Annotated in this window: 22 protein-coding genes; 11 read left to right on the top strand and 11 right to left on the bottom strand. The window is 71.5% G+C overall.

Features of this window, described 5'->3' with window-relative positions; all coding sequences use genetic code 11:
- Nucleotides 1-488, top strand: a 488-nt coding sequence (locus IE136_RS14685) for a lipoprotein (RefSeq protein ID WP_229818844.1), incomplete at its 5' end; no start/stop codon positions are given.
- A gap of 70 nt (nucleotides 489-558) precedes the next feature.
- Here IE136_RS14685 and IE136_RS14690 read toward each other — a convergent pair.
- Nucleotides 559-2,091, bottom strand: coding sequence for a ricin-type beta-trefoil lectin domain protein (locus tag IE136_RS14690; RefSeq protein ID WP_158989923.1), 1,533 nt, complete (start codon nucleotides 2,089-2,091; stop codon nucleotides 559-561).
- Between the two features lie 115 nt (nucleotides 2,092-2,206).
- Between IE136_RS14690 and IE136_RS14695 the strand changes: the two genes are divergently transcribed.
- The 3 genes from IE136_RS14695 (at nucleotide 2,207) to IE136_RS14705 (ending at nucleotide 6,767) form a co-directional block, all read left to right on the top strand.
- On the top strand, nucleotides 2,207-3,607 hold the full coding sequence (locus IE136_RS14695; RefSeq protein WP_189600540.1) for a class II fumarate hydratase: 1,401 nt from the start codon (nucleotides 2,207-2,209) through the stop codon (nucleotides 3,605-3,607).
- Between the two features lie 44 nt (nucleotides 3,608-3,651).
- Nucleotides 3,652-4,317 carry a cytidylyl-2-hydroxypropylphosphonate hydrolase gene (gene fomD / locus IE136_RS14700; RefSeq protein WP_158989919.1) on the top strand — a complete coding sequence of 222 codons (666 nt, stop codon included), beginning with the start codon at nucleotides 3,652-3,654 and terminating at the stop codon, nucleotides 4,315-4,317.
- Between the two features lie 290 nt (nucleotides 4,318-4,607).
- Entirely contained in the window at nucleotides 4,608-6,767 is a 2,160-nt protein-coding gene (locus IE136_RS14705) for a SpoIIE family protein phosphatase (protein ID WP_189600541.1), read from the top strand.
- 109 nt (nucleotides 6,768-6,876) lie between these two features.
- Here IE136_RS14705 and IE136_RS14710 read toward each other — a convergent pair whose 3' ends face one another.
- Nucleotides 6,877-9,081, bottom strand: coding sequence for a transglycosylase domain-containing protein (locus IE136_RS14710; protein WP_189600542.1), 2,205 nt, complete (start codon nucleotides 9,079-9,081; stop codon nucleotides 6,877-6,879).
- Nucleotides 9,082-9,319: 238 nt separating this feature from the next.
- On the opposite strand from IE136_RS14710, the gene IE136_RS14715 reads away from it, so the two are divergent.
- The 3 genes from IE136_RS14715 to IE136_RS14725 are packed head-to-tail and all read left to right on the top strand — an operon-like array spanning nucleotide 9,320 to nucleotide 12,875.
- Nucleotides 9,320-9,844, top strand: a complete 525-nt coding sequence (locus IE136_RS14715; protein WP_158989913.1) for a PadR family transcriptional regulator — start codon at nucleotides 9,320-9,322, stop codon at nucleotides 9,842-9,844.
- Nucleotides 9,841-10,524, top strand: coding sequence for an ABC transporter ATP-binding protein (locus tag IE136_RS14720; protein ID WP_158989911.1), 684 nt, complete (start codon nucleotides 9,841-9,843; stop codon nucleotides 10,522-10,524). The genes IE136_RS14715 and IE136_RS14720 overlap by 4 nt, the downstream gene beginning before the upstream one ends.
- Nucleotides 10,521-12,875 (top strand): FtsX-like permease family protein, encoded by a 2,355-nt coding sequence (locus tag IE136_RS14725; protein WP_189600543.1) that lies wholly within the window; start codon nucleotides 10,521-10,523, stop codon nucleotides 12,873-12,875. Before IE136_RS14720 ends, IE136_RS14725 begins: the two co-directional genes overlap by 4 nt.
- Nucleotides 12,876-12,999: 124 nt before the next feature.
- Here the strand turns inward: IE136_RS14725 and IE136_RS14730 are convergent, their stop codons facing one another.
- A complete protein-coding gene (locus IE136_RS14730; RefSeq protein ID WP_229818845.1) occupies nucleotides 13,000-13,935 on the bottom strand; it encodes a hydrogen peroxide-inducible genes activator in 936 nt (311 codons plus the stop codon).
- Nucleotides 13,936-14,086: 151 nt separating this feature from the next.
- Between IE136_RS14730 and IE136_RS14735 the strand changes: the two genes are divergently transcribed.
- Both IE136_RS14735 and IE136_RS14740 read left to right on the top strand, forming a co-directional pair.
- Complete coding sequence (locus IE136_RS14735) at nucleotides 14,087-14,641, top strand: peroxiredoxin (RefSeq protein ID WP_158989905.1); 555 nt, start codon at nucleotides 14,087-14,089, stop codon at nucleotides 14,639-14,641.
- 16 nt (nucleotides 14,642-14,657) lie between these two features.
- Nucleotides 14,658-15,191 carry an alkyl hydroperoxide reductase gene (locus IE136_RS14740; RefSeq protein WP_147980985.1) on the top strand — a complete coding sequence of 178 codons (534 nt, stop codon included), beginning with the start codon at nucleotides 14,658-14,660 and terminating at the stop codon, nucleotides 15,189-15,191.
- A 61-nt stretch (nucleotides 15,192-15,252) separates the two neighbouring features.
- On the opposite strand, the gene IE136_RS14745 is transcribed toward IE136_RS14740, so the two are convergent.
- The 5 genes from IE136_RS14745 to IE136_RS14765 all read right to left on the bottom strand — a co-directional run bounded on the left by IE136_RS14745 (nucleotide 15,253) and on the right by IE136_RS14765 (nucleotide 21,048).
- Nucleotides 15,253-15,939 (bottom strand): hypothetical protein, encoded by a 687-nt coding sequence (locus IE136_RS14745; RefSeq protein ID WP_158989903.1) that lies wholly within the window; start codon nucleotides 15,937-15,939, stop codon nucleotides 15,253-15,255.
- Entirely contained in the window at nucleotides 15,936-17,453 is a 1,518-nt protein-coding gene (locus IE136_RS14750; protein WP_373309068.1) for an AI-2E family transporter, read from the bottom strand. The genes IE136_RS14745 and IE136_RS14750 overlap by 4 nt, the downstream gene beginning before the upstream one ends.
- A 167-nt stretch (nucleotides 17,454-17,620) precedes the next feature.
- Entirely contained in the window at nucleotides 17,621-18,310 is a 690-nt protein-coding gene (locus tag IE136_RS14755) for an aggregation-promoting factor C-terminal-like domain-containing protein (protein WP_158989899.1), read from the bottom strand.
- 356 nt (nucleotides 18,311-18,666) lie between these two features.
- Nucleotides 18,667-19,989: an RNA 5'-3' helicase PhoH2 gene (gene phoH2, locus IE136_RS14760; RefSeq protein ID WP_158989897.1), complete on the bottom strand. Its 1,323-nt coding sequence runs from the start codon at nucleotides 19,987-19,989 to the stop codon at nucleotides 18,667-18,669.
- Between the two features lie 297 nt (nucleotides 19,990-20,286).
- Nucleotides 20,287-21,048 (bottom strand): isoprenyl transferase, encoded by a 762-nt coding sequence (locus tag IE136_RS14765; protein ID WP_158989895.1) that lies wholly within the window; start codon nucleotides 21,046-21,048, stop codon nucleotides 20,287-20,289.
- 110 nt (nucleotides 21,049-21,158) lie between these two features.
- On the opposite strand from IE136_RS14765, the gene mgrA reads away from it, so the two are divergent.
- A complete protein-coding gene (mgrA, locus tag IE136_RS14770) occupies nucleotides 21,159-22,196 on the top strand; it encodes an L-glyceraldehyde 3-phosphate reductase (RefSeq protein ID WP_158989893.1) in 1,038 nt (345 codons plus the stop codon).
- 306 nt (nucleotides 22,197-22,502) lie between these two features.
- On the opposite strand, the gene IE136_RS14775 is transcribed toward mgrA, so the two are convergent.
- Complete coding sequence (locus IE136_RS14775) at nucleotides 22,503-22,856, bottom strand: winged helix-turn-helix transcriptional regulator (protein WP_158994651.1); 354 nt, start codon at nucleotides 22,854-22,856, stop codon at nucleotides 22,503-22,505.
- A gap of 78 nt (nucleotides 22,857-22,934) precedes the next feature.
- Here IE136_RS14775 and IE136_RS14780 point away from each other — a divergent pair, with 78 nt between their 5' ends.
- Nucleotides 22,935-24,095 carry a winged helix DNA-binding domain-containing protein gene (locus tag IE136_RS14780; RefSeq protein WP_158989891.1) on the top strand — a complete coding sequence of 387 codons (1,161 nt, stop codon included), beginning with the start codon at nucleotides 22,935-22,937 and terminating at the stop codon, nucleotides 24,093-24,095.
- A gap of 31 nt (nucleotides 24,096-24,126) precedes the next feature.
- On the opposite strand, the gene IE136_RS14785 is transcribed toward IE136_RS14780, so the two are convergent.
- Both IE136_RS14785 and IE136_RS14790 read right to left on the bottom strand, forming a co-directional pair.
- Nucleotides 24,127-25,650: a DUF2079 domain-containing protein gene (locus IE136_RS14785; protein ID WP_158989889.1), complete on the bottom strand. Its 1,524-nt coding sequence runs from the start codon at nucleotides 25,648-25,650 to the stop codon at nucleotides 24,127-24,129.
- Nucleotides 25,651-25,675: 25 nt separating this feature from the next.
- Complete coding sequence (locus tag IE136_RS14790) at nucleotides 25,676-26,545, bottom strand: prepilin peptidase (protein ID WP_158989887.1); 870 nt, start codon at nucleotides 26,543-26,545, stop codon at nucleotides 25,676-25,678.
- Between the last annotated feature and the right edge of the window lie 4 nt (nucleotides 26,546-26,549).

The raw sequence follows: 26,549 nt of genomic DNA on the forward strand, positions 1-26,549 counted from the left end.
CCCCGAAGGCCTCCCTCGGCGCCCCGGGCACCGCCTGCCCGCTCCCGGTCTCCTTCGACCTGGCCGCCCAGTGGAAGCCGAAGGCCGTCCACGCCTCCGACGACGAGGTCTTCGCCGCGCTCGGCAAGCAGGGCCCGGCGACGATGGTCTGCGAGATCGACGCGAAGCCGGCCGGGAACATCGGCTATATGCGGGTCTGGAGCGCCGGCAAGGGCCGGGCCCGTACGGCGCTCGAAGGGTTCGTGAAGGCCGAGGAGAACACCTCGAAGGTGGTCTACAAGGAGACGAAGGCGGGTGGGCTGCCCGCCACCGAGGTGACGTACACGGTCTACAACAAGATCATGGAGGAGTCCAAGGAGGAGCGTGCCTTCGCCGTCTCCACCCCGAAGGGGACCGTGATCGTCCACCTCGGAGGGCTCGACACGCAGGAGCACCGGGAGATGCTTCCCGCGTACGAACTGGCCCGCGACAGCGTGAAGGCGCTCTGAGCCGAGCACGCCGTGGCCCCCGCCCCGCACCGGGCGGGGGCCATGGCGTCGGTACGGCCGAACGGACCGGTTACACGAACCGCTGGTTCGCCGAGCCGTCGCAGCTCTGGAGCCGCAGCGGCTCCTTCGCCGCCCCCTGCGTCAGGCAGAGCCCTGTCGCGGCCGCCGGCCGGATCGTGGCCCCGTCGCGGACGAACCGCTGGTTCGCCGCGCCCGAGCAGTTCCAGAGGATCACCGCGGTACCCGCCTGGTAGCGGGCGCCCGGGACGTCCAGGCAGCGGTCCTGGGTGAGCTCGGTGTGGAACGTCCGTCGCCCGGAGTCGTACCACCAGCCCTGGTTGCGCCCGCCGTGGCAGTCCCAGCCGACCACGCCGGTGCCGTTCTTCGAGGAGGCCGCCTCGACGTCCACGCAGTTGCCGGTCGCCCCGTTCTTCAGCGGTTTGTAGACGTCGTCCCAGGCGTACGGGAAGAGGGTCGGCTTCCCGGAGGAGTCGACGTCCGCGCAACTGGCCTCCCGCAGACCGGAGCCGTAGATCTGGGTGAGGCAGGACGCGAAGGCCGCGTGTCCGCGCGCGTTGGGGTGGAAGGACTGCCGGACGGAGTTCTCGTCCGGGGTGCCCGGCTTGGAGAGGTCGATGTAGAGACCGCGGGCCCAGGGGTCCTCCATGCAGACCTCGTGGCCGTGGAAGAGCCGCGAGTTGTCGAGGTAGACGGCGCCGGTGTCGGCGGCGGCCTTGCGCATGCCGCGTTCGAAGGCGGGCACGGCGGTGTCACGGCCCCAGACGGTGTCGGAGTCGTAGCCGAGTCCGCCGCAGGAGAGCTTGCCGGGGAAGTTCGGGTTGTCGTGGAAGTCCGGACCGATCGGGCTCGGGTAGCCCATGACGACCAGCTTGTAGTCGCCGTCGGCGTAACCGGCATCGCGCATCACGGTCTTCAGGTCGCGCACGGTCTGCTCGACCTTGGGGACGAGCGCGTCGACGCGGGCCTGCCAGCCGGGGGCGTACTTCGGCGCGCAGGGGCCCTGGAGGGTGAGGTAGCGGGTGACGCAGTCGGTCATGACGGGCCCGAACTGCAGGTCGTCGTTGGCTCCGGCGACGAGCAGCACCATCTTGATACGGGTGTTGCGGGCCTTGATGGCGAGGTTGTCGCTCTGGACGAGCTCGTCGGCGTACTGCTTCGAGCCGCCGATCCGGATGTTGCCGCTGTAGGCGCCGGAACAGGACACGTTGAACGTGAGGTCCGCGGGGATCCCGGTGCGGTGGACGGCGGCTTCGGGCGAGCGGTGGCACCAGTTGGTGGGACCGTTGGTGGGCGGCTCGTAGGTGCCGACGCCCTCGCCCGAGATCTCGCTGTCGCCGAGCGAGATGAGACCGGTCCTGCGCTGGGCGAACGGCCGCTCGGCCGGGTCACCGTAGATCTTGGTGGCCTCGGCGGCGCGGATGGCCTCCAGCTCGGGCGAGAGCGGTACGGATGCCGCCGTACGGGGGCCCGTTGCGGTGTCAGCCGCACCGGCGGGTGCCGCGGCTGACATGGTTCCCAAGGCCGCGGCAGCCGCGGCCGTGGCCGCGATCGTCCAGCGGAATCTGCGCCTGGTGCGCCTCATTGCGCCTCCTGGAGGTGGGGTTACCCACGGTTTTTACTGGCCGGTACGCGCCTTGGGAATACATGGAACAAGACAAGTGCTCAACTTTTGCAGGAGGTTGACGAGGATGAGTGACATGAGTGACGACCACGGTTACCGGATCGAGCACGACTCCATGGGTGAGGTGCGGGTCCCCGCCCACGCCAAATGGCGCGCCCAGACCCAACGGGCGGTACAGAACTTCCCCGTCTCGGGCCAGCGCCTGGAGCGCAGCCACATCGAGGCCCTCGCCCGGATCAAGGCCGCCGCCGCCAAGGTCAACGCCGCGCTCGGCGTGATCGACCAGGACCTCGCGGATGCCGTCATGGCCGCCGCCGCCGAGGTCGCCGAGGGCCGATGGGACGAACACTTCCCGGTCGACGTCTTCCAGACCGGCTCCGGCACCTCGTCCAACATGAACATGAACGAGGTCCTCGCCACCCTGGCCACCGAGCGGCTCCCCGACGGCCGGGAGGTCCACCCCAACGACCATGTGAACGCCTCCCAGTCGTCCAACGACGTCTTCCCGTCCTCGATCCACATCGCCGCCACGGCCGCCGTCCTCCACGACCTCATCCCCGCCCTCGACCACCTGGCGGCCTCGCTGGAGCGGAAATCGGCCGAATTCGCGGCCGTGGTGAAGTCCGGCCGTACACACCTGATGGACGCCACGCCCGTGACCCTGGGTCAGGAGTTCGGCGGTTACGCGGCCCAGGTCCGGTACGGCATCGAGCGGCTGCGCGCCTCGCTGCCCCGGCTCGCCGAACTGCCGCTGGGCGGTACGGCGGTGGGCACCGGGATCAACACCCCGCCCGGCTTCTCCGCCGCGGTCATCGACGAGATCGCCGAGGCGACCGGCCTGCCGCTCACCGAGGCCCGGGACCACTTCGAGGCGCAGGGCGCGCGCGACGGTCTGGTGGAGGCGTCCGGCCAGCTCAGGACCATCGCCGTCTCGCTGACGAAGATCTCCAACGATCTGCGCTGGATGGCGAGCGGCCCGCGCACGGGCCTGGCCGAAATCAATCTCCCCGACCTCCAGCCCGGGTCGTCGATCATGCCGGGGAAGGTGAATCCCGTCGTTCCCGAGGCGGTCCTGATGGTCGCCTCGCAGGTGACCGGGAACGACACCACGGTCGCGGTGGCGGGCGCGGCGGGGAACTTCGAGCTCAACGTGATGCTGCCGGTGATCGCCAAGAACCTGCTGGAGTCCGTGCGGCTGCTGTCCAACGCCTCGCGCCTCCTCGCGGACCGTACGGTCGACGGGATCACCGCCAACGTCGAACGGGCCAGGGAGTACGCCGAGTCGTCACCGTCCGTCGTCACACCGCTGAACAAGTACATCGGCTACGAGGAGGCGGCCAAGGTGGCCAAGAAGTCCCTGGCCGAGCGGAAGACGATCCGTGAGGTGGTGCTGGAGTCCGGCTACGTCGAGCGCGGCGCCCTGACGGTCGAGCAGCTCGACGAGGCCCTCGACGTGCTGCGCATGACTCATCCGTGACCTGTGCCGCAGCGTTCACGGGGGCCCGCCCCTAAGATCTGCGCATGACAGGATCGGGCGGCCCTCAGCACTGGGCGCCGGGGGAGCACATCCTCTGGCGCTACCGCGGCAACGGCTCCGGCGACGTGCACATCTGCCGGCCGGTGACCGTCGTCCAGGACACGGACGAGCTGCTCGCCGTCTGGATGGCGCCGGGCACCGAGTGCGTCCGCCCGGTGCTGGCCGACGGGACTCCCGTGCACGAGGAGCCGCTCGCCACCCGTTACACCGCCCCGCGCACCACCGCGCGGTCGCGCTGGTTCGGCACAGGCGTACTGAAGCTGGCCCGGCCGGGGGACCCCTGGTCGGTCTGGCTGTTCTGGGAGCGCGGCTGGAGCTTCCGCAGCTGGTACGTGAACCTCGAGGAGCCGCGGACCCGGTGGGCCGGCGGCGTCGACTCCGAGGACCACTTCCTCGACATCTCCGTCTACCCCGACCGCAGCTGGCTGTGGCGTGACGAGGACGAGTTCGCGCAGGCCCAGCGGGCCGGTCTGATGAACGCGGCGCAGGCCGCGCGGGTACGGGCCGCGGGAAGCGCAGCGGTCGAGGTGATCCGGGCGTGGGGCACGCCGTTCTCGGACGGGTGGGAGGACTGGCGGCCCGATCCGGGATGGACCGTGCCCGAGCTGCCGGCCGACTGGGATCGCACCCCGGCGCACACCGCACCGTGAGACCCTTGATGCGCCCCCGGGGTGCAAACGTAGGATCGTCCTCCGCAAGACGATGATCCACCGAACGAGCCGTCAACCACTGAGCAGAGCACAGGACCTGACCGCAAGTCATTCATGAGGGGGAGAGCAGTGCCGGACGTGTGCCCGGGTGTGCCGACCCCTGTCGTAGCCGCCGCTCGCGAGGCATTCACATCCACCGCTCGCCGGGGGTTTATCCCCGGTGAAGGCGCGGCATCGGCGAGAAGAGCGAGTGCATCGCACCACCGGCCCGGACGGACGGAATCCCACGCGTGACGGAGCATCCCACCTCCCACGAAGGCCGCCAGCCGCCTGCTGCCCGGCCGCAGGAGCGCGCCCGCCCCCGGCAGGAGGCGGCCGGGGCGGGCGCTCCGGCCGCCGCGGCCGACGTGCCGGTTCCGGGGCAGCCCGGCCCGTCCGCCGGGCGCTCGCGGGCGGTCGCGCGCGGCGGTCCGGCGCACGAGCACGGGCACGACTCCCCCGCCAGGCCCTCCTCCGAGGAGGGACACGCCGCCGCGGGGGCGGGAGCCGACACGCGCCGCGTGCCCGCCGCCTCGTCCGTGTCCGGTGAGGATTCCGGCCGCGAGTGGCCCGTCCTGCCGGCGCAGGCCGGTCCGCCCGTCGCGGCGGTTCCCGTCACGCCGCCCGGCGGCGGGGCGTCGGCGCAGGCCGGCACGGCGTCGGCCGCGATGGCGGTCACCGCCGCGCAGGGCCCGCAGGGCGCCCCGGACGGGCTCGCCGCGCGGCACGAGGGGGACCGGCTCCGGTTCGTGGGGGCGGCGACCCGGCGGATCGCACGCGGGATAGATCTGGACGAGATCGTGCTCGGTCTCTGCCGGGCCACGGTGCCGACCTTCTCCGACGCGATCCTGGTCTATCTGCGCGACCCGCTCCCGGTGGGCGACGAGCGGCCGGTCGCGCCGTTCGTGCTGCGGCTGCGCCGCACCGACCGGCTGCGGTTAACGGACCTGGAGGGCGAGGAGCTGGTGCTCGTCCCGGATCCCGACCCGACGCCGGCGGCCGAGCTGTGCGAGGTCCGCTCCGGCGGGGCGCTCGCCGAGGTGCTGCGCGGGGTGCGGCCGGTCTTCGGCGACTCCGCCGCCGCCCGGGCCGCGCTGCCCGAGCTGCTCGGCGGGGACCATCCGGTCCCCGGCGGGCATCGGGCGATCCTCGCCCCGCTGCGCGGCCGGCGCCGGGTGATCGGCGCCGCCGTCTTCCTGCGCCGCCCCGAGCGGCCCGGTTTCGAACCCAACGACCTGCTCGTCGCCGCCCAGCTGGCGACGCACACCGCACTCGGCATCGACAAGGCCGTGCTGTACGGACGCGAGGCGTACATCGCCGACGAGCTGCAGCGCACCATGCTGCCGGACTCGCTGCCGCAGCCCACTGGCGTCCGGCTGGCGTCCCGATACCTGCCGGCCGCCGAGACGGCCCGGGTGGGCGGCGACTGGTACGACGCGATCCCGCTGCCCGGCAGCCGGGTCGCGCTGGTCGTGGGTGACGTGATGGGTCACTCCATGACCTCGGCCGCGATCATGGGCCAGCTGCGGACCACGGCGCAGACGCTGGCCGGCCTCGACCTGCCGCCGCAGGAGGTGCTGCACCACCTGGACGAGCAGGCCCAGCGGCTCGGCCAGGACCGGATGGCGACCTGCCTGTACGCGGTGTACGACCCCGTCTCGCACCGGATCACCATCGCCAACGCCGGCCATCCGCCGCCGATACTGCTCCACCTGGGCGGCCGGGCGGAGGTGCTGCGGGTCCCGCCGGGGGCGCCGATCGGCGTGGGCGGGGTCGACTTCGAGGCGGTCGAGCTGGACGCCCCGGCCGGGGCCACGCTGCTGCTCTACACCGACGGGCTGGTCGAGTCCCGGCTGCGGGACGTGTGGACCGGTATCGAGCAGCTGCGGGAGCGCCTCGCGGCGACGGCCCAGCTGACCGGTCCGGACCACTCGCCGCCGCTGGAGGCGCTCTGCGACGACGTCCTGGACATGCTCGGCCCGGGCGACCGGGACGACGACATCGCGCTGCTCGCGGCCCGGTTCGACGGGATCGCGCCGAGCGACGTGGCGTACTGGTTCCTGGAGCCGGAGGACGCGGCCCCGGGGCGGGCGAGGCGCCTGGCCCGGCGGGCCCTGGCCCGCTGGGACCTGGAGGAGCTGTCCGACTCGGTCGAACTTCTGATCAGCGAGGTCGTCACGAACGCGGTGCGGTACGCGGAGCGGCCGGTGACGCTGCGGCTGCTGCGGACCGATGTGCTGCGCTGCGAGGTCGGGGACGATTCCCCGCAGCTGCCCCGGCAGCGGCGGGCGCGGGACACGGACGAGGGCGGCCGGGGTCTCTTCCTGGTGAACCGGCTGGCCAGGCGGTGGGGGGCGACGCGGCTCTCCGGCGGCAAGGTGGTCTGGTTCGAGCTGCCGACGCGGAGCTGAGGGACCGAACCGCCCGGGCCGTGCGGACCACGTCCACGGCGAAGGCCGGGCCCCTTCCGGGCCCGGCCTTCGTCGCGTCATCGCGTCATCGCGTCATCGCGTCATCGCGTCACTGCCCGGCTCGTCGCCGATCGTCCCGTTCACCCTCGCCGCCCACCGGGGGATCGACCGGCGGGCCGGTCGGCTCCGTCGGATCCGTGGTCTCCGTCGGCGGCGGCGGGATCGTGATCGTGCCCGTCGGCTGCGGCGGCGTGGTGGTCGTCGGCGTCGGCGGGGGCGTCGGGTCGGGCGACCCGGTGGGGGTGGCGGGCGCTGTCGGGTCCGGGGACCCGGTCGTCGTCCCGGTCGGGGCCGGGGCGTCCGGCTCGGTGACGGCCGAACCGTCGGTCTCCAGGTCGAAGCGGGCGTCGGAGCCGCCGCCGAGCGCCCGGGTGGTGTAGTCGCCCCAGATCTGGGCCGGGGTCCTGCCGCCGTTGGCGCGGCCCTCGTTGATCGTGTCGGTGAGGGTGACCTGGTTGCCCTTGATGTCCTCGCCGAAGAGGCCGACGGCGGTGACCAGTTCGGGGGTGTAGCCGACGAACCAGGCGGAGCGGTTGTTCTCCGAGGTGCCGGTCTTGCCCGCCGCGTGGTAGTCGCCGGCCGCGCGGAAGCCCGAGCCGCTGCGGACGACTCCGGTCATCGCCTTGGTGACGGTGTCGGCGGTCTCGCGGCTGATGACCTGGGCGCCGATCGGCTTCACCGGGTCGGCCCTGCGGTCCTTGTGCTGCGCGGACTTCACGATGGTCGGGGTGACCTTGACGCCGTGGTTGTCGAGCGTCGCGTAGACGGCGGCCATGTCCCAGGTGGAGGCGCCCATGGTGCCGAGCGACATCGCGGGGCTCTCGCCGAAGTCCGGGCCGTCCTTCATACCGAGGTCGAGGGCGGTCTTCTTCACGTTGCCGGGGCCGACGTCCACGATCATCTGGGCGTAGACGGAGTTGATGGAGCTGTTGGTGGCCTTCTGGACGGTGACGGGGCCGTACCGCCGGTCGTCCTCGTTCTCCGGGGCGAACGGCACGTCGCTGCCCTCGACCGGCCGCCGGCTGGTGCCGTCGTAGATCGTGCCGAGGCCGATCCTCCGGCCGTCCTGCGTCTTCGCGTCGTTCTCGAGGGCGGAGGCGAGGACGATCGGCTTGAAGGTCGAGGCGGGCTGGTAGTCGCGGCGGGTGGCGTTCGACGTCCAGTGCTCGGTGGCACCGACGCCGCCGTAGAGCGCGAGGACCTTGCCGGTCTTCGGGTCGACCGAGGTGGCACCGGCCTGGACGGTCGCGTCCTTCTCGTCGCCCTTGCGGTCGAGCTTGGCCTCGAGCTGCCGCTCGACGGCCGCGACGAGCGCGTTCTGCTTCTTCTCGTCGATGTTGAGGGTGATCGTCCAGCCGCCGGCCCTGATGTCCTCCTCGCGCAGGCCCTGGCGCATCAGCTCCTGGTTGGCGGCCTCGACGAGGTAGCCCCGCTGGCCTTCCATGCCGGGGGCGGCCTTGGGCTTCTGCGGGACGGGGAAGGTGAGCCCGGCGCGCTTGGCGGGGTCGAGCCAGCCCTCCTCGACCATGTTGTCGAGGGTGTAGTTCCAGCGCTCCTCGACGAGCTTGCGCCCGGTCGCGGAGGCGGCGGTCCAGTCGTACTGGTTGGGGGCCTGGAGCAGGGAGGCGAGGTAGGCGCCCTGGGCGACGTTCAGCTTGGAGGCGTCGACACCGTAGTACGACTGCGCGGCGGCCTGGATGCCGTAGGCGCTGCGGCCGTAGTAGCTGGTGTTGATGTAGCCGGCGAGGATCTCGCTCTTCGCCATGCGCTGGTCGACCTTGAGCGCGATCACCATTTCCTTGAGCTTGCGGGTGACCGTCTGGTCCTGGTCCAGGTAGTAGTTCTTGACGTACTGCTGGGTGATGGTCGAACCACCCTGTTTGCCCTTGCCGGTGACGGTGTTCAGGGCGCCGCGGGCGGTGCCCTTGATGTCGACGCCGTTGTCCTTGTAGAAGGTCTTGTTCTCGGCGGCGACGAAGGCGTCCTGGACGTCCCTGGGGATCTTCTCCAGACCGACGATCTCCCGGTTGATCTCGCCGGTACGGGCGAGGATCTTGCCGTTCGCGTACTTGTAGACGTTGCTCTGCATGGTCGCCTGGGCGTTGGCCGTGGGCACCGGGACCATCAGGTAGATCACGTAGAAGGCGCCCATGAGGAGCAGGCAGCCGACGAAGAACGTGCCCAGGAGTTTCTTCCAGGTGAAGAGTCGGCGTATCCGCCCGCCCTTCTTCTCCTGTCGTTCCGTTCGGCCCATGTCTTCCGTCGCTCCACTCTTCGTCGAATCAGCTCAGCAAGCTAACACCGCCCTTGCAGACAAAGGGCGATCGATCCGGCTTTTCCGGACGTGAGGTTCAGCACCCGCTCCTATGAAACCGACGCTCCACGGTGCGTGATGGTTGTGCGAGACCGGTCACAGTCCGTCCGTACGGAGAACGATCCGTCGGCCGACCAGCTATACATCGTGCGTATACACCGGGTGTACAGTGGTCGCCATGTCAATCGGTCACACCCTTCTCGGGCTCCTGGAGTCCGGTCCGCGCCATGGTTACGACCTCAAGCGCGCCTTCGACGAGAGATTCGGCCACGACCGGCCGCTGCACTACGGGCAGGTCTACTCGACCATGTCCCGGCTCCTGAGGAACGGCCTCGTCGAGGTCGACGGCGTCGAGGCCGGCGGCGGCCCGGAGCGGAAGCGGTACGCGATCACCGAGGCCGGCATCACGGATGTCGAGCGCTGGCTGTCGCAGCCCGAGAAGCCGGAGCCGTACCTCCAGTCCACCCTCTACACCAAGGTCGTCCTGGCCCTGCTGACCGGACGCGGGGCAGCCGAGCTGCTCGACGTCCAGCGGGCGGAGCACCTGCGGCTGATGCGGGAGCTGACCCGGCGCAAGAAGGACGGCGACCTCGCGGACCAGCTGATCTGCGACCACGCGCTCTTCCACCTGGAAGCCGACCTGCGCTGGCTGGAACTGACCGCCGCCCGGCTCGACCGGCTCGCCGAGGAGATCCGCCGATGACCACCGCCCCTCTGCTCCTGGCGAGCGGCATCGACAAGGCCTACGGACCGACCCCCGCGCTGGTGGGCGCCGACTTCGCCCTCCGGGCCGGCGAGGTCGTCGCCGTGATGGGCCCCTCGGGTTCGGGAAAGTCCACGCTGCTGCACTGTCTCGCCGGGATAGTCCGGCCGGACGCCGGCACCATCACCTACGACGGCCGCGAGCTGACCTCCCTCCCCGACGCGGCGCGCAGCGCCCTGCGCCGCAGCGACTTCGGCTTCGTCTTCCAGTTCGGTCAGCTCGTCCCCGAGCTGACCTGCGTCGAGAACGTCGCCCTTCCGCTGCGGCTGAACGGCGAGCGGCGCCGGAGCGCCGAGCTCAAGGCCGAGGAGTGGCTGACGCGCCTGGAGGTCGAGGACGTCGGCGGCAAGCGGCCCGGTGAGATCTCCGGCGGCCAGGGCCAGCGGGTCGCGGTCGCCCGCGCGCTCGTCACCGCCCCGCGGGTGATCTTCGCCGACGAGCCGACCGGCGCCCTCGACTCGCTCAACGGCGAGCGCGTGATGCAGCTGCTCACCGACGCCTCCCGGGACACCGGCGCGGCCGTCGTCCTCGTCACCCACGAGGCCCGGGTCGCCGCCTACTCCGACCGCGAGGTCGTCGTACGGGACGGTTCGGTACGGAGCTCGGAGTGGGCGGTATGAGACTCCGTACCTGGGCCCGGGACCTGGCACTCGGCGGCCGGTTCGCGGTGACCGGGGGGCGCGGCGGCCTGCTGCGCACCTTCCTGACGGCCGTCGGCGTCGGCCTCGGCGTGGCCCTGTTGCTGCTCGCCGCCTCTCTGCCGAACATGACGTTCCAGCGAGAGGTGCGCGAGTCGGTCAGGGACCCCGACGCCAGCTACGAGACCCTCCAGCCGGGGCGCGACACCTTTCTGTACGTGCGCCACCAGACGCTCTTCCGGGGCGACACGGTCACCGGCATGGTGCTGCGGCCCGAGGGCCCGGACGCCGCTCTGCCGCCGGGCGCCGCGAAGCTGCCCGGACCGGGCGAGATGCTGGTCTCCCCCGCGCTGGGCGAACTGCTCGGCTCCCCGGACGGCGCGCTGCTGCGCGACCGGCTGCCGTACAAGGTCGTCGGCACCGTCGGCGACGCGGGGCTCATCGGCCCGGCCGAGCTGCGTTACCTCGCCGGCAGCGACACCCTCACCACCGACAACTACGACGGACGCGGCAGGGAGTACGGCTGGTCCGTGCCGGACGAACCGTTCAACGCCTTCCTGCTCCTGCTCGTCCTCATCGCCTGCGTGGTGCTGCTCCTGCCGGTGCTCGTCTTCATCGCGACCGCCGTCCGATTCGGCGGCGAACAGCGCGACCGGCGCCTCGCGGCGCTGCGGCTGGTCGGCGCGGACACCGCCATGACCCGGCGGATCGCGGCCGGCGAGTCCTTGATGGGGGCGCTGCTCGGCCTCGTGTGCGGTACCGGGTTCTTCCTCGTCGGGCGCCGGTTCTCGGGCATGGTGCAGGTGTGGGACGTCAACGCGTTCCCCTCCGACGTGGTACCGGTACCGGCGCTCGCCGCGCTGATCTTCGCCGTGGTGCCCGTCTCGGCCGTCGTGGTGACCCTCTTCGCCCTGCGGGGGGTCGCGATCGAGCCGCTCGGCGTGGTCCGTACGGCGACCCCGCGGCCCCGTCGGCTGTGGTGGCGGCTGCTGCTCCTCGGGGCCGGGGCGGCCCTGCTCGTCCCGATGGCCGGCGCGATCGACCTGGGCGACACCGCGATCGACACCGTGGGGGTCGCGGTGGGCTCGGTACTGGCCCTCACGGGTCTCACCACTCTCCTCCCCTGGCTGGTGGAGGCTTTCGTCAGGCGGTTGCGCGGCGGCCCGGTGGCCTGGCAGCTGGCCGTCCGCCGCCTCCAGTTGAGCAGCGGTACGGCCGCCAGGGCGGTCAGCGGCATCGTGGTCGCGGCGGCCGGGGCGATCGCGCTCCAGATGCTCTTCCAGGCGATGCAGAACGACTTCGTGACGGTGACGAACATGGACTCCTCGCGGGCCCAGCTGGACGTCCGCGTGGACGCCCAGGACGGTGCGGAGGCCCGGGAGATGATCGCGAGGTTCTCGGACACCGAGGGCGTCACAGGGGTGATCGGCACGATCACGTCGCACGTGTGGCGGCCCGGGCCGTTGAAGCAGGGTGAGGAGTTCGCCCCCACCACCCCGATGACCGTCGCCGACTGCCCGTCGCTCAGAGAGCTGGCCGCCCTGCCCTCCTGCGAGGACGGCGATGTGTTCGTCGCCCTGGCGCACGGTGCGGAGGGTGGCCCCGAGGACTCATGGGTCAGGCGGACGGCCGAGCCGGGCGCCCAGGTCGCCCTGCGGGACGTCGACGGTCCGCAACGGGGCGAGCCGGTGCCGCTGTGGCGGATCCCGGACACCGCCCGCGTGGTGGAGGCGCGCCGCGACCCGGTGGGCCAGTACCAGTTCGGCGTGCTCGCCACCCCGTCGGCGATCGACGCCTCCCGGCTCGACGCCCCGGAGGCGGGCGTGAGCGTGCGGATCGACCCGGCGGTGCCGGACGCGGCGGAGCACGTACGGAACACGGCCGCGTCCCTCGATCCGCTGGCCTGGGTCCGGACCTTGCAGGACACCCAGCGGGACGCGCAGTTCAGCAGTGTCCGCACCGGCATCCTGGCCGGCGCGACCGCGACGATGCTGCTGGTGGCGGCCTCGCTGCTGGTCACGACCCTGGAGCAACTGCGGGACCGCAAGCGGCTGCTGTCCTCACTGGTCGCGTTCGGCACCCGGCGGACGACCTTGAGCTGGTCGGTCCTGTGGCAGACGGCGGTCCCGATCGCGCTGGGCCTGGCGCTCGCGGTGGCCGGCGGTCTGGGCCTCGGCGTGGTGCTGCTGAAGATGATCGGCGCTCAGGTCGAGGACTGGTGGGTCTTCCTGCCGGTGACCGGGGTCGGCGCCGCGCTCATCGTGGCCGTCACCCTGCTGAGCCTGCCGCCGCTGTGGCGGCTGATGCGCGCGGACGCTCTCAGGACGGAGTAGCCCCCTTCGTTCTGACGCTCCTTCGCCTCCGGGGCGCCTCAGCCACTGTCGACAGCCGACCGTGCTCGGCCGCGTTCCTCGCGGCCTGCGCGCTCCCCCTGTCGGCAGTGGCGCGCCCTTCGGCTCACTCGCCGTCGCCCACCACCCGTACCGGAAGGCGCTTCATCGCGCCGCGCAGGGCGTGCGCCAGTTCCTCGAACTCCGCCTGGCGCGCCGCGCCCGTCCGCATGGCGAGCGCGACCCGCCGCGAGGGGGCGGGGGCGGTGAAGCGCCCGGTGAACAGGGCGGTGTTGCGAGCGGTCTCGACCTTGACCGCCGTACGCGGGAGCAGGGTCACGCCGAGGCCGCCGGCCACCAGCTGGACCAGGGTGGAGAGGCCCGCCGCGGTGGTGGTGACCGGCGCGCCCTCGGTGCGGCCGGCCTCGCGGCAGATGTCGAGGGCCTGGTCGCGCAGGCAGTGCCCCTCGTCCAGGAGCAGCAGCTTGAGCTCCTTCAGTGCCTCGCGGGGGATGTCGTCGCGGCCGGCCAGCGGATGGCCCTGCGGGGTGACGAGCACGAAGTCCTCGTCGAAGAGGGGGAGTTCGGTGACCCCGGGCACGCCGAGCGGCACGGCGAGCAGCAGCAGGTCGAGCCGCCCGGCCGCGAGCCCCTCCAGGAGCGAGGAGGTCTGCTCCTCGTGGACCTGGAGGTCGAGCTCCGGGTAGCACTGGTGGACCAGGCGCAGCACGGTGGGCAGCAGGTACGGGGCGACGGTCGGGATCACGCCGAGCCGCAGCACCCCGGTGAAGGGCGCCTGCGCCGCCTCCGCCTCCTCCATCAACTCCGACACGGTCTCCAGGACGGCCCTCGTCCGCACCGCGAGCCGCTCCCCCGCGGGCGAGAGCAGCACCTTGCGCGTCGTACGCTCGAGGAGCTGGACACCGAGTGCCTCTTCGAGAGCCGAAACCGCGCCCGAGAGCGCCGGCTGGCTCATCCCGATCGACGCCGCCGCGTCCCGGAAGTGGAGGTACTCCGCGACCGCCGCGAAGGCTCTGAGCTGGGAAAGACTGGGCTGCTTCACACGCCGCACCGGAATCACTGATAACCACCTTCGATCAACCCGACCGAGTGTAGCTATTTCACTGATCAATGCACCCCGTGCCATGCTGTGACCCGTCCAACCCCTCACGGAAGGCCCCAAAAGGGACCCTTCCAACCTGCAAGGAGAGCGCGTGCTCACTATCGGTGACCAGTTCCCCACCTACGACCTGACCGCCTGCGTGTCGCTGGAGAGCGGCAAGGAGTTCGAGCAGATCGACCACAAGTCCTACGAGGGCAAGTGGCGTGTGGTGTTCTTCTGGCCGAAGGACTTCACCTTCGTCTGCCCCACCGAGATCGCCGCCTTCGGCAAGCTGAACGACGAGTTCGCGGACCGCGACGCCCAGATCCTCGGCGTCTCGGGCGACTCGGAGTTCGTGCACCACGCCTGGCGCAAGGACCACGCGGACCTGCGTGACCTGCCCTTCCCGATGCTCGCCGACTCCAAGCACGAGCTGATGCGTGACTGTGGCGTCGAGGGCGCGGACGGCTTCGCCCAGCGCGCCGTCTTCATCGTGGACCCGAACAACGAGATCCAGTTCACCATGGTGACCGCCGGCTCCGTCGGCCGTAACCCCAAGGAGGTCCTGCGGGTCCTGGACGCCCTGCAGACCGACGAGCTGTGCCCGTGCAACTGGACCAAGGGCGAGACCACGCTGGACCCGGTCGCGCTCCTCTCGGGCGAGTAAGGACGGGTGAACTGAGATGGCTCTCGACGAACTCAAGTCCGCCATACCGGACTTCGCCAAGGACCTCAAGCTGAACCTCGGTTCGGTGATCGGCAACAGCGAGCTGCCGCAGCAGCAGCTCTGGGGCACGGTCCTCGCCTGCGCGATCGCCTCGCGCTCGCCGAAGGTCCTCGCCGAGCTGGAGCCGGAGGCCAAGGCCAATCTCAAGCCCGAGGCGTACACGGCGGCCAAGTCCGCCGCCGCGATCATGGCGATGAACAACGTCTTCTACCGGACCCGGCACCTGCTGTCGGACCCGGAGTACGGGACGATGCGCGCCGGTCTGCGGATGAACGTCATCGGCAACCCCGGGGTCGAGAAGGTCGACTTCGAGCTGTGGTCGCTGGCCGTCTCCGCGATCAACGGCTGCGGCCAGTGCCTGGACTCGCACGAGCAGGTGCTCCGCAAGGCCGGTGTGGACCGCGAGACGATCCAGGAGGCCGTCAAGATCGCCTCGGTGATCCAGGCGGTCGGCGTGACGCTGGACGCGGAAGCGCTGCTGGCCGAGTAACGGCACGCACCGCCCGTACGACGAGAAGGGCCCCGGGGTCGTGCACCCCGGGGCCCTTCCCTCACTTCTTGAGCGCGGCCATCAGCGCCTTCATGTCCTGCGCCAGCACGGTGTCGATGCCCGACAGGTCGGCCTTCTTCGTCGTCGGGACGGTCTGGTTCGTCTCCGCGTCCCAGTCCTCCTGGACGTAGATCCAGATCTCCAGCTCGACCTGCCCGTCGAGGACGCGCATCCACGCGCCGGAGTTGTCGGCGTCGACGTGGAAGAACGCCTGCTCCCCCAGTCCCGCGATCCGCTCGACGTCCAACCCCGACTCCCCGAGGTCCGGCTCGAACTCGGGCCCCGGGTCGGTCACCTTGTGCAGGTCGTACACGATCATGGCGTTGTACGCCGTCTCGGGCGGGCCGAGCGTGGTCGAGCATCTCGCCTTGTCCAGCGCGGGGTGCTTCTCCGTCGGGGTCTCGGCGTCCGTCGACTTCTTCCCGAGCGCCACGGAGAGCGCCTTCAACTCGGCCTTCGCGCACAGATTCTCGACCGCGCGGTATCCGCCGAGGTCCGGGCCGCCGTCCTGGGAGCGTTCGTACGCGTAGAGTCCGCCGGCCCACACCGCCGACGCCACCACCACGCCGCCGAGCGCCCACAGCCACGGGCGTCGCGGCCTCGGCGGGCGCGGCGGCGGGGGCTCGATCCGTACGGTCTCGACCGCGGGGAAGACCGTCCCGCCCACCAGCTCCGGTTCTGATATCACGCCTCGCCCCGATCCTGGCCCTGGTCACGGTCACGGTCACGGTCCGCCGATCCCGGTGCCGGGGTCGGCGCGACCCGGTAGGCGGTCGCGCCTCGCGGCTCCGGCGTACTGAGCAGGGCCTGTTCGGTGCTGTACGCGCGGAGGTAGCCGACCACCGTGTTGGTGACCGCGACCAGCGGAACCGCCACCACCGCGCCGCCGATGCCCGCGGTCAGTCCGCCGGCCGCGACCGCGAGGACCACGGCGAGCGGGTGGACGCGGACCGCACGGCCCAGGATGAACGGCTGCAGCACATGGCCCTCGATCTGCTGCACGGCCAGGACCACGACGAGCACCATCAGCGCGGTGAACACCCCGTTGGTGACCAGGGCGACCACGACCGCGAGGGCGCCGGAGATGACGGCGCCGACGAGCGGGATGAAGGCGAAGAGGAAGATGAAGACGGCGAGCGGCACGGCCATCGGGACGTCGAGGAAGTACAGCCCGAGTCCGATGAAGACCGCGTCGATCATGGCGACGATCACCGTTCCGCGCACATAGGCGGTCAGCGTCCGCCAGGCCCGCGGGCCGGCGCCCGCGACGCCGGGCCGTGCCTGGGCGGGCACCAGGTTCAGCGTCCAGTTCCAGACCTTCTTCCCGTCGTACAGCAGGAAGAGCGTCGAGAACATCGCGAGCAGTATGCCGGTCAGCGCCTCGACGACCACGGTCACGCCCTGGAGCCCGGCCGTGGTGATCTGCTCGGTGTTGGAGCCGATGGTGTCGCTGAGGTTCTTCGCGATGTCGTTGATCTGCTGCTCGGTGACGTGGAAGGGGGAGTCGAGCAGCCAGCGCTTGAGCTCCTCGATGCCGTCGCGCACCTGGTCGGAGAGGTTGTCGATGTTGTCCATGACCTGCCAGACCACGAACCAGCCGACCAGGCCCATGATCACGAAGCCGGTGACGGCGGTGACGGCGGTGGCGAGTCCGCGCGGCAGCCCCGCCCTGCGCAGCCGCTTCACGGTGGGCTGGAGCAGCGCGGTGATGAGGAGCGCGGCGACGAAGGCGAGGACGACCAGCTGCACGGAGCTGATCACCTTCATCAGGACCCAGAGCGTGCCGGCGAGCACGAGGAGCCGCCAGCCGGCCTCGGCGGCGACCCGCATGCCCCAGGGGATCGCGGCGGCGGGATCGGGCCGGGCCGGGACGGCCGGGGCGTAGTCGGGTGGCGCCGGAACGGAGGGCGTGGGCGCGGCGGGTGCGCGCCGGCCGGGCCATCGCCCGGCGCCGGCCCCTGCCTTCGCCGGGCCTCCCGCCGGGCCTTTCGTGTCACCGCCGGGCCGGCCGGCGTCCTCGCCGGCGGTGCCACCCGCGTCCCCGCCCGTCGCGTCGTCTCCGGACGGGGCCCGGCCGGGTTCCCCGGCGACCGCACCGGAGGCGCCGGCGTCCGGTCGTCCGGCCTGGCCGTACGGGCCGCCGGACGGCTCGTCGTCGTCCCGTTCCGCCTCCGCGCGCCGCTCGGCCAGGCGTTCACTCATACGGCTCACGCTGTCGCCGAGGCGGCTCAGCCATCCAGGCAGTCTCGACATGTTCTTCCCTCTTCCCCCGCTCACTCCCCGGGAGAGCCCGTGGACCTTCCGAACCTACACGCACGAAGCCCCTCACCGAAGGACGGTGAGGGGCTTCACGAGGTTGAGCTGCCGGTCTAGTACCAGCGATTGGCCTGCCAGAACGACCACGCGCCACAGGGGCTGTCGTACCGGTTGTTCATGTAGTTCAGGCCCCACTTGATCTGGGTGGCCGGGTTCGTCTGCCAGTCGGCGCCAGCCGACGACATCTTCGAACCCGGGAGGGCCTGGACGAGACCGTACGCACCCGACGAGGGGTTGGTCGCGCGGTAGTTCCAGCCGGACTCGTGGTCCACGATGTTGCTGAAGCACTGGAACTGCGAGGCCGGGATCATCTGGCGGGCGATGGCCTTGACCTCGGCGATGGAGTACGAGCCCTGCGAGGTGAAGCTGGACGCGTCGCGCAGCGAGGAGCGGTTGGCGCGCTCGGCGGCCTCCTTGCGCTCCTGCTCCGCCTTGTCGGCGGCCTTCTTCTTCGCCTCTGCGTCCTTGGCGGCCTGGACGCGGGCCGCCTCCTCCGCGGACTTCTTCGCGGCCGAGTCGGCCGCGGCGGCCTGGACGGCGGCCTGCTCCGAGAGCGAGGAGACCTGTACCTGGGCCTGCTCGCCCGCGGGAATGTCCGCGAGCAGCGTGGTGTCGGCCGCGGTGGCCTCGAAGTTGTCGTCCGAGGGCTGGGTGCTGCCCGAGGCGACGCCCACGACGGCGCCGACGGTGGTGACCGCAGTGGCCGAAGCCACCGCGAATCCCCGGACCGAGATCCGGCTCACACGGTTTCCTTCCAGCATCGCCCACGCAGGTGACCAAGCGGGCGAAATCGTGCCCCTGGCGCTGGTCTTCGACTTACTGGGTCACTGAAGACACGGGCCCGTGGTGCTGTGGGCGGCATACGGCGAACGGTTGTTGAGTTGTGTGGTGCCGCACCCCTGAGGGTGCACGTGTGCCGTATGCGGGGCCTGACGGAAGCAAGACTCTGCCGGACGCCGACGCCGCAAGGCAATTCTGCGTTGCGTGTGAAAGCTCACACCGCTTCCGTCCCAGCGGTTTTGGCCGAATCTGCGGACAGCACGACGCCGCCCGGCTAAGCTCCTGCGCTTCGCCGGGCGGCGCCAACTGCCGTAACGGGTCAGATCTGGCCGTCCTCCAGCATTTCGGTCACGAGCGCGGCGATCTGGGAGCGCTCGGAGCGGGTGAGTGTGACGTGGGCGAAGAGCGGATGGCCCTTCAGCTTCTCGACCACGGCCACGACTCCGTCGTACCGGCCGACCCTGAGGTTGTCGCGCTGGGCGACGTCATGGGTCAGCACCACGCGGGAGTTCGCGCCGATCCGGGACAGAACGGTCAGCAGGACGTTCCGTTCCAGGGACTGCGCCTCGTCCACGATGACGAACGCGTCGTGGAGGGAGCGGCCCCGGATGTGGGTGAGCGGCAGGACCTCCAGCATGCCGCGGCCCAGCACCTCCTCGATGACGTCCCGGCTCGCCACGGCCGAGAGCGTGTCGAAGACCGCCTGCGCCCAGGGGCTCATCTTCTCGGCCTCGCTGCCCGGCAGATAGCCGAGCTCCTGACCGCCGACCGCGTACAGCGGACGGAACACCATCACCTTCTGGTGCTGCCGGCGCTCCAGGACCGCCTCCAGGCCCGCGCAGAGCGCCAGCGCCGACTTGCCGGTGCCGGCCCGGCCGCCCATCGAGATGATGCCGACGTCCGGGTCGAGGAGCAGATCCAGCGCGATCCGCTGCTCGGCGCTGCGTCCGCGGATGCCGAACGCCTCCCGGTCGCCCCGCACCAGACGGACGTTCCCCTCGGCCGTGATCCGGCCGAGCGCCCTGCCCCGCTCGGACTGCAGGACCAGGCCCGTGTGCACGGGCAGCTCGGCGGCCTCCGGGACGTACAGGGACTCCTGGTCGAAGAGGATGTCCACCTGATCGGCCCCGAGTGCCAGTTCGGACATTCCGGTCCAACCGGAGTCGGTGATGGCCAGTTCGGCGCGGTACTCCTCGGCGAGGAGACCGACCGAGGAGGCCTTGATGCGCAGCGGCAGGTCCTTGGAGACGACCGTGACGTCGTACCCCTCCGCCTGGAGATTGCGCGCGACAGCCAGGATCCGTGAGTCGTTGTCCCCCAACCGGTAGCCGGCCGGAAGCACGCCGGGGTCGGAATGGTTGAGTTCGACACGCAGCGTCCCGCCCAGGTCCCCGATGGGGAGCGGGGCGTCCAGGCGTCCGTACCGGACCCGGAAGTCGTCCAGGAGGCGTAGGGCCGCCCGGGCGAAGTAGCCGAGCTCGGGGTGGTGCCGCTTGGCCTCCAACTCGGTGACCACGACGATCGGGAGCACGACCTCGTGCTCGTCGAAGCGGGACACGGCGTTGGGGTCGGCCAGCAGGACGCTGGTGTCGAGAACGTAGGTGCGCCTGTCGGACAAGCGGCGCTTAGTGCTGGTCACCACGGAAGGACAGACCCCCTCTGAAGACCCCTGTGAGGTCGGGGTGCGACGGAATCGGTGTCGCTGCGGAATGGGACCGGGCTCTGGCCGCGAAGCAAGGGCCGAACGCCGGCCCTCCGCTTCGTCCGTACATGTCCTGCACGGTCGTCCTGGTGCAACGGGCCTCCCGGGTGGCGGTCTCCGTGCCGCTCACTCTGCAAGGGATATGCCCTCGAAGGCCCGCTACCATGCGCGGGCATATGACGACGCGTTCATGAACGCCAGGTGACCGCCGCCGGGGCGGGGCGGAGGCGCGGGAGGTCAGGTTCCGTAACGCCGGTGCCGGGCCGCGTAGTCGCGCAGCGCCCGCAGGAAGTCGACCTTCCGGAAGGCCGGCCAGTGGACCTCACAGAAGTAGTACTCCGAGTGGGCGCTCTGCCACAGCATGAAACCGGACAGGCGCTGCTCGCCGCTGGTGCGGATCACCAGGTCGGGGTCGGGCTGCCCGCGCGTGTACAGGTGCTCGGAGATGTGTTCGACGTCGACGATCTCCGCGAGCTCCTCGAAGCTCGTCCCCTTGTCCGCGTGCTCCAGGAGCAGCGAGCGGACCGCGTCCGCGATCTCCTGGCGGCCGCCGTAGCCGACGGCGACGTTGACGAGTATCCCCGTGTTGTCGTGGGTGGCCTGCTGGGCCTCCTTCAGCACGGACTGGGTCCTGGCGGGCAGCAGGTCGAGGGTGCCCACGTGGTGGACCCGCCAGCGGCCGTCGGACGCGAGGGCGCGCACCGCGTCCTCGATGATGGCGAGCAGCGGGACGAGCTGCTCCTCGGGCCGGTTCAGGTTGTCCGTGGAGAGCATCCAGAGCGTGACGACCTCGACGTCGGTCTCGGCGCACCAGCCGAGCAGCTCCTGGATCTTGTCCGCGCCGGCCTTGTGCCCCTGCTCGGGGGTGCCTCCGGAGGCCTTGGCCCAGCGCCGGTTGCCGTCGAGGATCACGCCGATGTGCTTGGGCACCTGGTCGTGGTCGAGGCGGCCTTCCACCCGGCGTGCGTAGAGCCCGTACACCAGGTCGCGCAGGTTCACTGTTCTTAACCCCTCCATGCCGCGGCGGTCCCCGAAGCCGCCACATTACTGCGCACCGGTCAAAGGCTCCCAGCCCGGGACTGTCACAAGTCCGTGATAAGCAGAGATACGTGACTGACGCCTCCCCGTACCGCGCCTCCGCAAACCGCTACGACCACATGGAGTACCGCCGCACCGGCCGCAGCGGGCTCAAGCTTCCCGCCGTCTCGCTCGGCCTGTGGCACAACTTCGGCGACGACCGCGCGCTCGACTCGCAGCGCGCGATCCTGCGCCGCGCCTTCGACCTCGGCGTGACCCACTTCGACCTGGCGAACAACTACGGGCCGCCGCCCGGATCGGCCGAGCTGAACTTCGGCAAGCTCTTCGCCCAGGACTTCGCGCCGTACCGGGACGAGCTGATCGTCTCGACGAAGGCCGGCTATCTGATGCACCCCGGCCCGTACGGCGAGTGGGGCTCCCGCAAGTATCTGCTGTCCTCGCTCGACGCCTCCCTGAAGCGGATGGGTCTCGACCACGTCGACATCTTCTACTCGCACCGCTTCGACCCCCACACCCCGCTGGAGGAGACGATGGGGGCCCTGGCCTCCGCCGTCCAGCAGGGCAAGGCGCTGTACGTCGGTGTCTCCTCGTACACCAGCGAGCAGACCGCCGAGGCCGCCGGGATCCTCAAGGACATGGGTGTCCCCGCCCTCATCCACCAGCCGTCGTACTCGATGATCAACCGCTGGACCGAGGACGACGCCCTCCTCGACACGCTGGAGGCGGCCGGCATGGGCTGCATCGCCTTCGTGCCGCTGGCGCAGGGGCTGCTCACCAACAAGTACCTGAAGGGCATCCCGGAGGGTTCGCGGGCCACGCAGGGCAAGTCCCTCGACCCGAACCTGCTCTCCGACGAGGTGCTGCGGCGACTGCGCGGCCTCGCGGACATCGCCGAGCGCCGCGGGCAGTCGCTGGCCCAGCTGGCGCTGTCGTGGGTGCTGCGCGACGAGCGGATGACCTCCGCGCTGATCGGCGCGTCCAGCGTCGGGCAGCTGGAGGAGAACGTGGCAGCGCTGTCCGGCCCGCCGCTGACGGCGGAGGAGCTGAAGGAGATCGACTCCTTCGCGGTGGACACCGAGGGCACCAACATCTGGGCCGGCCGGAGCTGAGGCCACCGCGCGGCGCAGCCGGGCGAACGAAAGCCGCGCGAGCCGCCGGGGGGACGAAAAACGGGCCGGTCCGTGGGGGGGATACGGACCGGCCCGAGGGGGGGTTTCCACCATAACCCTTCGTAAGTCGTGCTGTGTGCCACCCTGCGCCGACGGATTGCCCTGAAGCCCCTGGAGCCCTGCTGCGACAAGGGTTGCGGGGCCCGTGGCGGCTTTGCGCCCCGGCGTGGCGGCGGGTTTCGTACCTCCCAAGGGGGACCCTCGGTGACGGGCCCCCGGTTGACGCCCCCAGGCCGGTCGGGCCGGTCAGGCCGCCTGCTCGGCCTTGCGGGCGAGGATCTCCTTCATGAACCGGTCGCCCCACTCCCCCAGCGGCAGCAGCGCCGTGTTCAGCTCCTCGCCGAGCGTGGTCAGGGAGTACTCCACCCGGGGCGGGACCTCCTGGTAGACCTCGCGGTGCACGATGCCGTCCGCCTCCAGCTCGCGCAGCTGCTGGATCAGCACCTTCTCGCTCACACCGGTGATATGCCGCCTGAGCTCACCGAAGCGGGTTGTGCCGTGGGCGTGCAGCGCCCACAGGATGAGCGGCTTCCACTTGCCGCCCACGACGTCGACGGCCGCGTCGAGCCCGCAGTCGTACCCCGTCTTCCCCTTGGCCATCGCCAACTCCTCGATTCGTCCCGACTGTTCGGTCAAGGCGGACAGCATCCGACCTATTCCGGCCCTACCGTCGAGGGCATGACGACCACCCCACCACACGTCGGCTGGGCCGAGGCCGACGCCCGCAGAATCCACCGGCAGTTCCTGGACGAGCCGGCCGGAACCACACCGGCCGAGGTGACCGCCGCGATGCTCGGCGCGCACGCCCAGGTCCTCTCGGCCGCCGAGCTGTCCGTGGCGCTGCGCACGGCGAAGGCGACCCGTGCGGATGTGCGGTCCGCGCTCCGGGAGGAGCGGACGCTGATCAAGACGTACGGCCCGCGCGGCACCGTGCATCTGCTGCCCGCCGCCGACCTGCCGCTGTGGACGGGGGCGCTCTCCGCGATCCCCGCCGGTACGAGCCCGATGCCGGCGGACGTACGGATGACGGCGGCCCAGACGGACGAGGTGGTGGCGGCGATCGCGGACGCGCTGACCGGCGCCGAGCTGACCGTGGACGAACTGACGGACGCGATCGTGGCGCGCACCGGCCCGTGGGCGGGCGACCGGGTGATGGATGCCTTCCAGGACAAGTGGCCCCGCTGGCGCCAGGTCACGCACACGGCCGCACACCGAGGGGTCCTGTGCTTCGGCGCGGACCGGGGCCGGAAGGTCACGTACACCAATCCCGGCGTACGGCCCGCCGAGGGGACGGCGGCGCTCGGGGAACTGGTGGAGCGTTACCTCCACGCGTACGGCCCCGCGACCCCGAAGCACTTCGCCAAGTGGCTGGCGGCGCCGGGCGGCTGGGCGGGCGAGCTGTTCGCCGCGCTGGCCGGGGAGGGCCGGATCGAGGAGGTCTCCTTCGAGGGCGACCCGGCATGGGTCGCCGCCGGGGACACGGAGTTCCCGGACGTGCCGGCGCGCGGGGTGCGGCTGCTGCCGTACTTCGACGCGTTCACGATCGCCTCACAGCCGCGCGAGCGCCTCTTCCCGGGAGAGGCGTACGGCCGGGCCCTGGCGGGCGGGCAGGCGGGGAACTTCCCGGTGCTGCTGGTCGACGGGACGGTCGCCGGGGTGTGGCACCAGCGGCGGTCGGGAAAGCGGATCGCGGTCACGGTCGAGCCGCTGCCCTCGGCGGAGAGACCGGTCGCGGCGCGGCTGGGGGAGCTGACGGAGCAGGCGGAGCGGGTGGGTGCGGTCCTGGAGGGGACGGCGGAGCTGACGGTGGGGCCGGTGGCGGTGGGCCCGCACGCGTGAGGGGTGCCCTCGAACGGGGCCGCTTGACGGGTCAGCGAGTCGCTCCCGGTCTCGGCCGGGTCGGCCGGTGGAGGAGCGTCAGGCCGTCGCGGTGGGCGACCAGCTCATAGCCGTGCCGCTCGCGCGCCGCCTTCAGCTCGGCCTCCTGCTGCTCGATCGGGTAGGGCCAGTGGCCGGTCTTGTACGGCCACGCCTCCGGCGCCTGGGCGTCGTGGAGGATCCACTCCGTGGTGGGCGGCGGGAAGACCGTGCGGTCGTACCGGTAGAGCTCGTTGTCGACCGGGAAGGTCGGGAAGACGACGACCGTGCACCGCGAAGTGAGCTGGGGGATCAGCCGGTTGGAGGCGGCGACGGTGGCGCCGTCCGGGATCTTGGCGAGCAGCTCGCGGGCCGCCTCGATGTGCGGGGTGGTCCGCCAGGTGGCCCGCTGGGCGAGCTGGGCCAGCGGGAAGGACGGGATCATCACCGCCGTCACGGCGAGCACGGTGGCCAGCGAGGCGCGGACGTGGCGGGCGGCGAGCGGGTGGCCGGCGCGGCGCCAGACGGCGAGCGCGTCGATCAGCCCGGCGAAGACGACCGGCATGAGGATCGCGCTGTAGTGGAAGGCCGTGCCCCAGTGGAAGCCGTTCTCGGAGACCATCCGCCAGGCGAGGGTGGGGACGGCGATCAGCGAGAGCGGTGAGCGCAGGGCGAGCAGCGCGGACGGGGCGAAGACCAGGACCAGGGTCATGGCCTTGATGTCGGGGCGCAAGGCGTCGAGCGGGGCGTGGGCGAGGGTGGAGAGCAGCGAGCCGTAGCCGTCGGACAGGTTGCCGCCGTGGGCGTAGTCGCCGCCGGGGTTGAAGGCGGGCAGCAGGAGCTTGATCTCGATCAGCGAGCCGATCAGCCCGGCGGCGGCCGTCGCGACCCCGAGCCGGCGCGGTCCCTTGACGGCGATGTACACACCGACGGCGGCGAGGGTGAGACCCAGGTCCTCCTTGATCAGGAGCAGGGGCGCGGCCCAGGCGACGGCATGTCCCCATCGGCGGCGGCCGAGGGCTTCCAGGGAGTGGGCGAGCAGCGGTACGGCGAGGGCCACCTCGTGGAAGTCGAAGGCGGCGGCCGAGGCGATGCCCCAGCTGAGGCCGTAGCCGGCGGCGACCACATGAGCGGCCCGGCGGCCGAGCACCCGCAGGGCCCAGCGGGCGAGGGGGACGACGGCGAGTGCGAGAAGGGCGGACTGGGCGATCAGCAGGCAGAGGGGGGAGGGCCAGATCCGGTAGAGGGGCGCGAGGGCGGCGAGGAGAGGGTGGAAGTGGTCGCCGAGGAGGTTGAAGCCGGGGCCGCGCAAAGGGACGACGGGGGCGCGCAGTTCGGCGTAGGCGCGGACGGCCTGCTCGAAGATGCCCAGGTCGTATCCGGTGGTGCGGAGGAGGACGTGCCGGCGCACGGCGACGGTCGCGTAGAGGAGGCACAGGGCGGCGGCCCACGCCCAGGGCAGCAGGGCGGACGCCCTCCGGGGCAGCCGGAGGACCGCTGGAACGACCTGAATGCTTCTGTCTGCAATTGTCCGCATGTGACGGGATGCTAGGACGGGAACCTCAGGGGGTGGCGGAGAGCGCGCCGAGGACCAGCCCGAGCAGGGCCCCGCCGAGCATGAAGGGGCCGAACGGGATGGCTGAGGTGCGGCTTCCGCGCCGGGCGAGGACCAGCCCGAGCCCGTAGAGCGCGCCGAGGAGAAAGCCCGCGAACGTACCGGCGAAGAGGACGCCCCAGCCGTACCAGCCGAGAGCGGCGCCGAGGGAGAGGGCGAGTTTCACGTCGCCGAAGCCCATGCCGGTCGGGTGGATCAGGAACAGGGCGAAGTATCCGCCGCCGAGGGCGAGTGCCCCGAACAGCGCGTGGAGCCAGGAGCCGCCGTCGTACGGCAGGAGTTCGGCGACGGCCAGGAGCAGCGGGGTGGCGGCGGCGAGCGGGAGGGTGAGCTGGTCGGGCAACCGGTGCACGCGGACGTCGACCGTCGCCAGGAGCAGGGCGAAGGGCGCGGACAGCAGCCAGACGACCAGCTCGGGGCGGGGGCCGTTCGCCAGGGCGAGGGTGGCGCAGGTGAGACCGGTGAGGAGGGGGGCGGTGATCGGGCGCCGGAGGGGCGCGGGAGTGGGTTCCGGGGTGGCGTCGAGGGTGGATCCGGGGGTGGTGGTGCCGGGCGCGGTCGCAGGCCCGGACGTGGGCGCTGTTCCGGGCGGCGCGGGGGAGGCGGGTGGCGCGGGGGAGGCGGCTTCGGTGGTGCAGGTGCGGCAGGCCGGTGTGCCGAGCCAGCCGCCGGCGGGCCCCGCGAGGGTGTGCCCCGCCGGGCAGGTGTCCCGCCATCGCCGGTCCGGCTCGACGGAGAGCCGGTACGCCGCGCGCGGGATGAGCAGCCCGGTGGCGGCGCCCCACAGGGCGGCGACGGCGATCAGCGTGGCGTACACGCGC

It is taken from the genome of Streptomyces lateritius (assembly GCF_014649715.1).
GTDB lineage: Bacteria > Actinomycetota > Actinomycetes > Streptomycetales > Streptomycetaceae > Streptomyces > Streptomyces lateritius.

What these genes read in the sequence shown, in the direction of transcription:
- IE136_RS14690 (WP_158989923.1), bottom strand. Translation starts at nt 2,091, where the DNA reads ATGAGGCGCACCAGGCGCAGATTCCGCTGGACGATCGCGGCCACGGCC.
- IE136_RS14695 (WP_189600540.1), top strand. Translation starts at nt 2,207, where the DNA reads ATGAGTGACGACCACGGTTACCGGATCGAGCACGACTCCATGGGTGAG.
- fomD (WP_158989919.1), top strand. Translation starts at nt 3,652, where the DNA reads ATGACAGGATCGGGCGGCCCTCAGCACTGGGCGCCGGGGGAGCACATC.
- IE136_RS14710 (WP_189600542.1), bottom strand. Translation starts at nt 9,081, where the DNA reads ATGGGCCGAACGGAACGACAGGAGAAGAAGGGCGGGCGGATACGCCGA.
- IE136_RS14715 (WP_158989913.1), top strand. Translation starts at nt 9,320, where the DNA reads ATGTCAATCGGTCACACCCTTCTCGGGCTCCTGGAGTCCGGTCCGCGC.
- IE136_RS14720 (WP_158989911.1), top strand. Translation starts at nt 9,841, where the DNA reads ATGACCACCGCCCCTCTGCTCCTGGCGAGCGGCATCGACAAGGCCTAC.
- IE136_RS14725 (WP_189600543.1), top strand. Translation starts at nt 10,521, where the DNA reads ATGAGACTCCGTACCTGGGCCCGGGACCTGGCACTCGGCGGCCGGTTC.
- IE136_RS14740 (WP_147980985.1), top strand. Translation starts at nt 14,658, where the DNA reads ATGGCTCTCGACGAACTCAAGTCCGCCATACCGGACTTCGCCAAGGAC.
- IE136_RS14750 (WP_373309068.1), bottom strand. Translation starts at nt 17,453, where the DNA reads ATGAGTGAACGCCTGGCCGAGCGGCGCGCGGAGGCGGAACGGGACGAC.
- IE136_RS14775 (WP_158994651.1), bottom strand. Translation starts at nt 22,856, where the DNA reads ATGGCCAAGGGGAAGACGGGGTACGACTGCGGGCTCGACGCGGCCGTC.
- IE136_RS14780 (WP_158989891.1), top strand. Translation starts at nt 22,935, where the DNA reads ATGACGACCACCCCACCACACGTCGGCTGGGCCGAGGCCGACGCCCGC.
- IE136_RS14785 (WP_158989889.1), bottom strand. Translation starts at nt 25,650, where the DNA reads ATGCGGACAATTGCAGACAGAAGCATTCAGGTCGTTCCAGCGGTCCTC.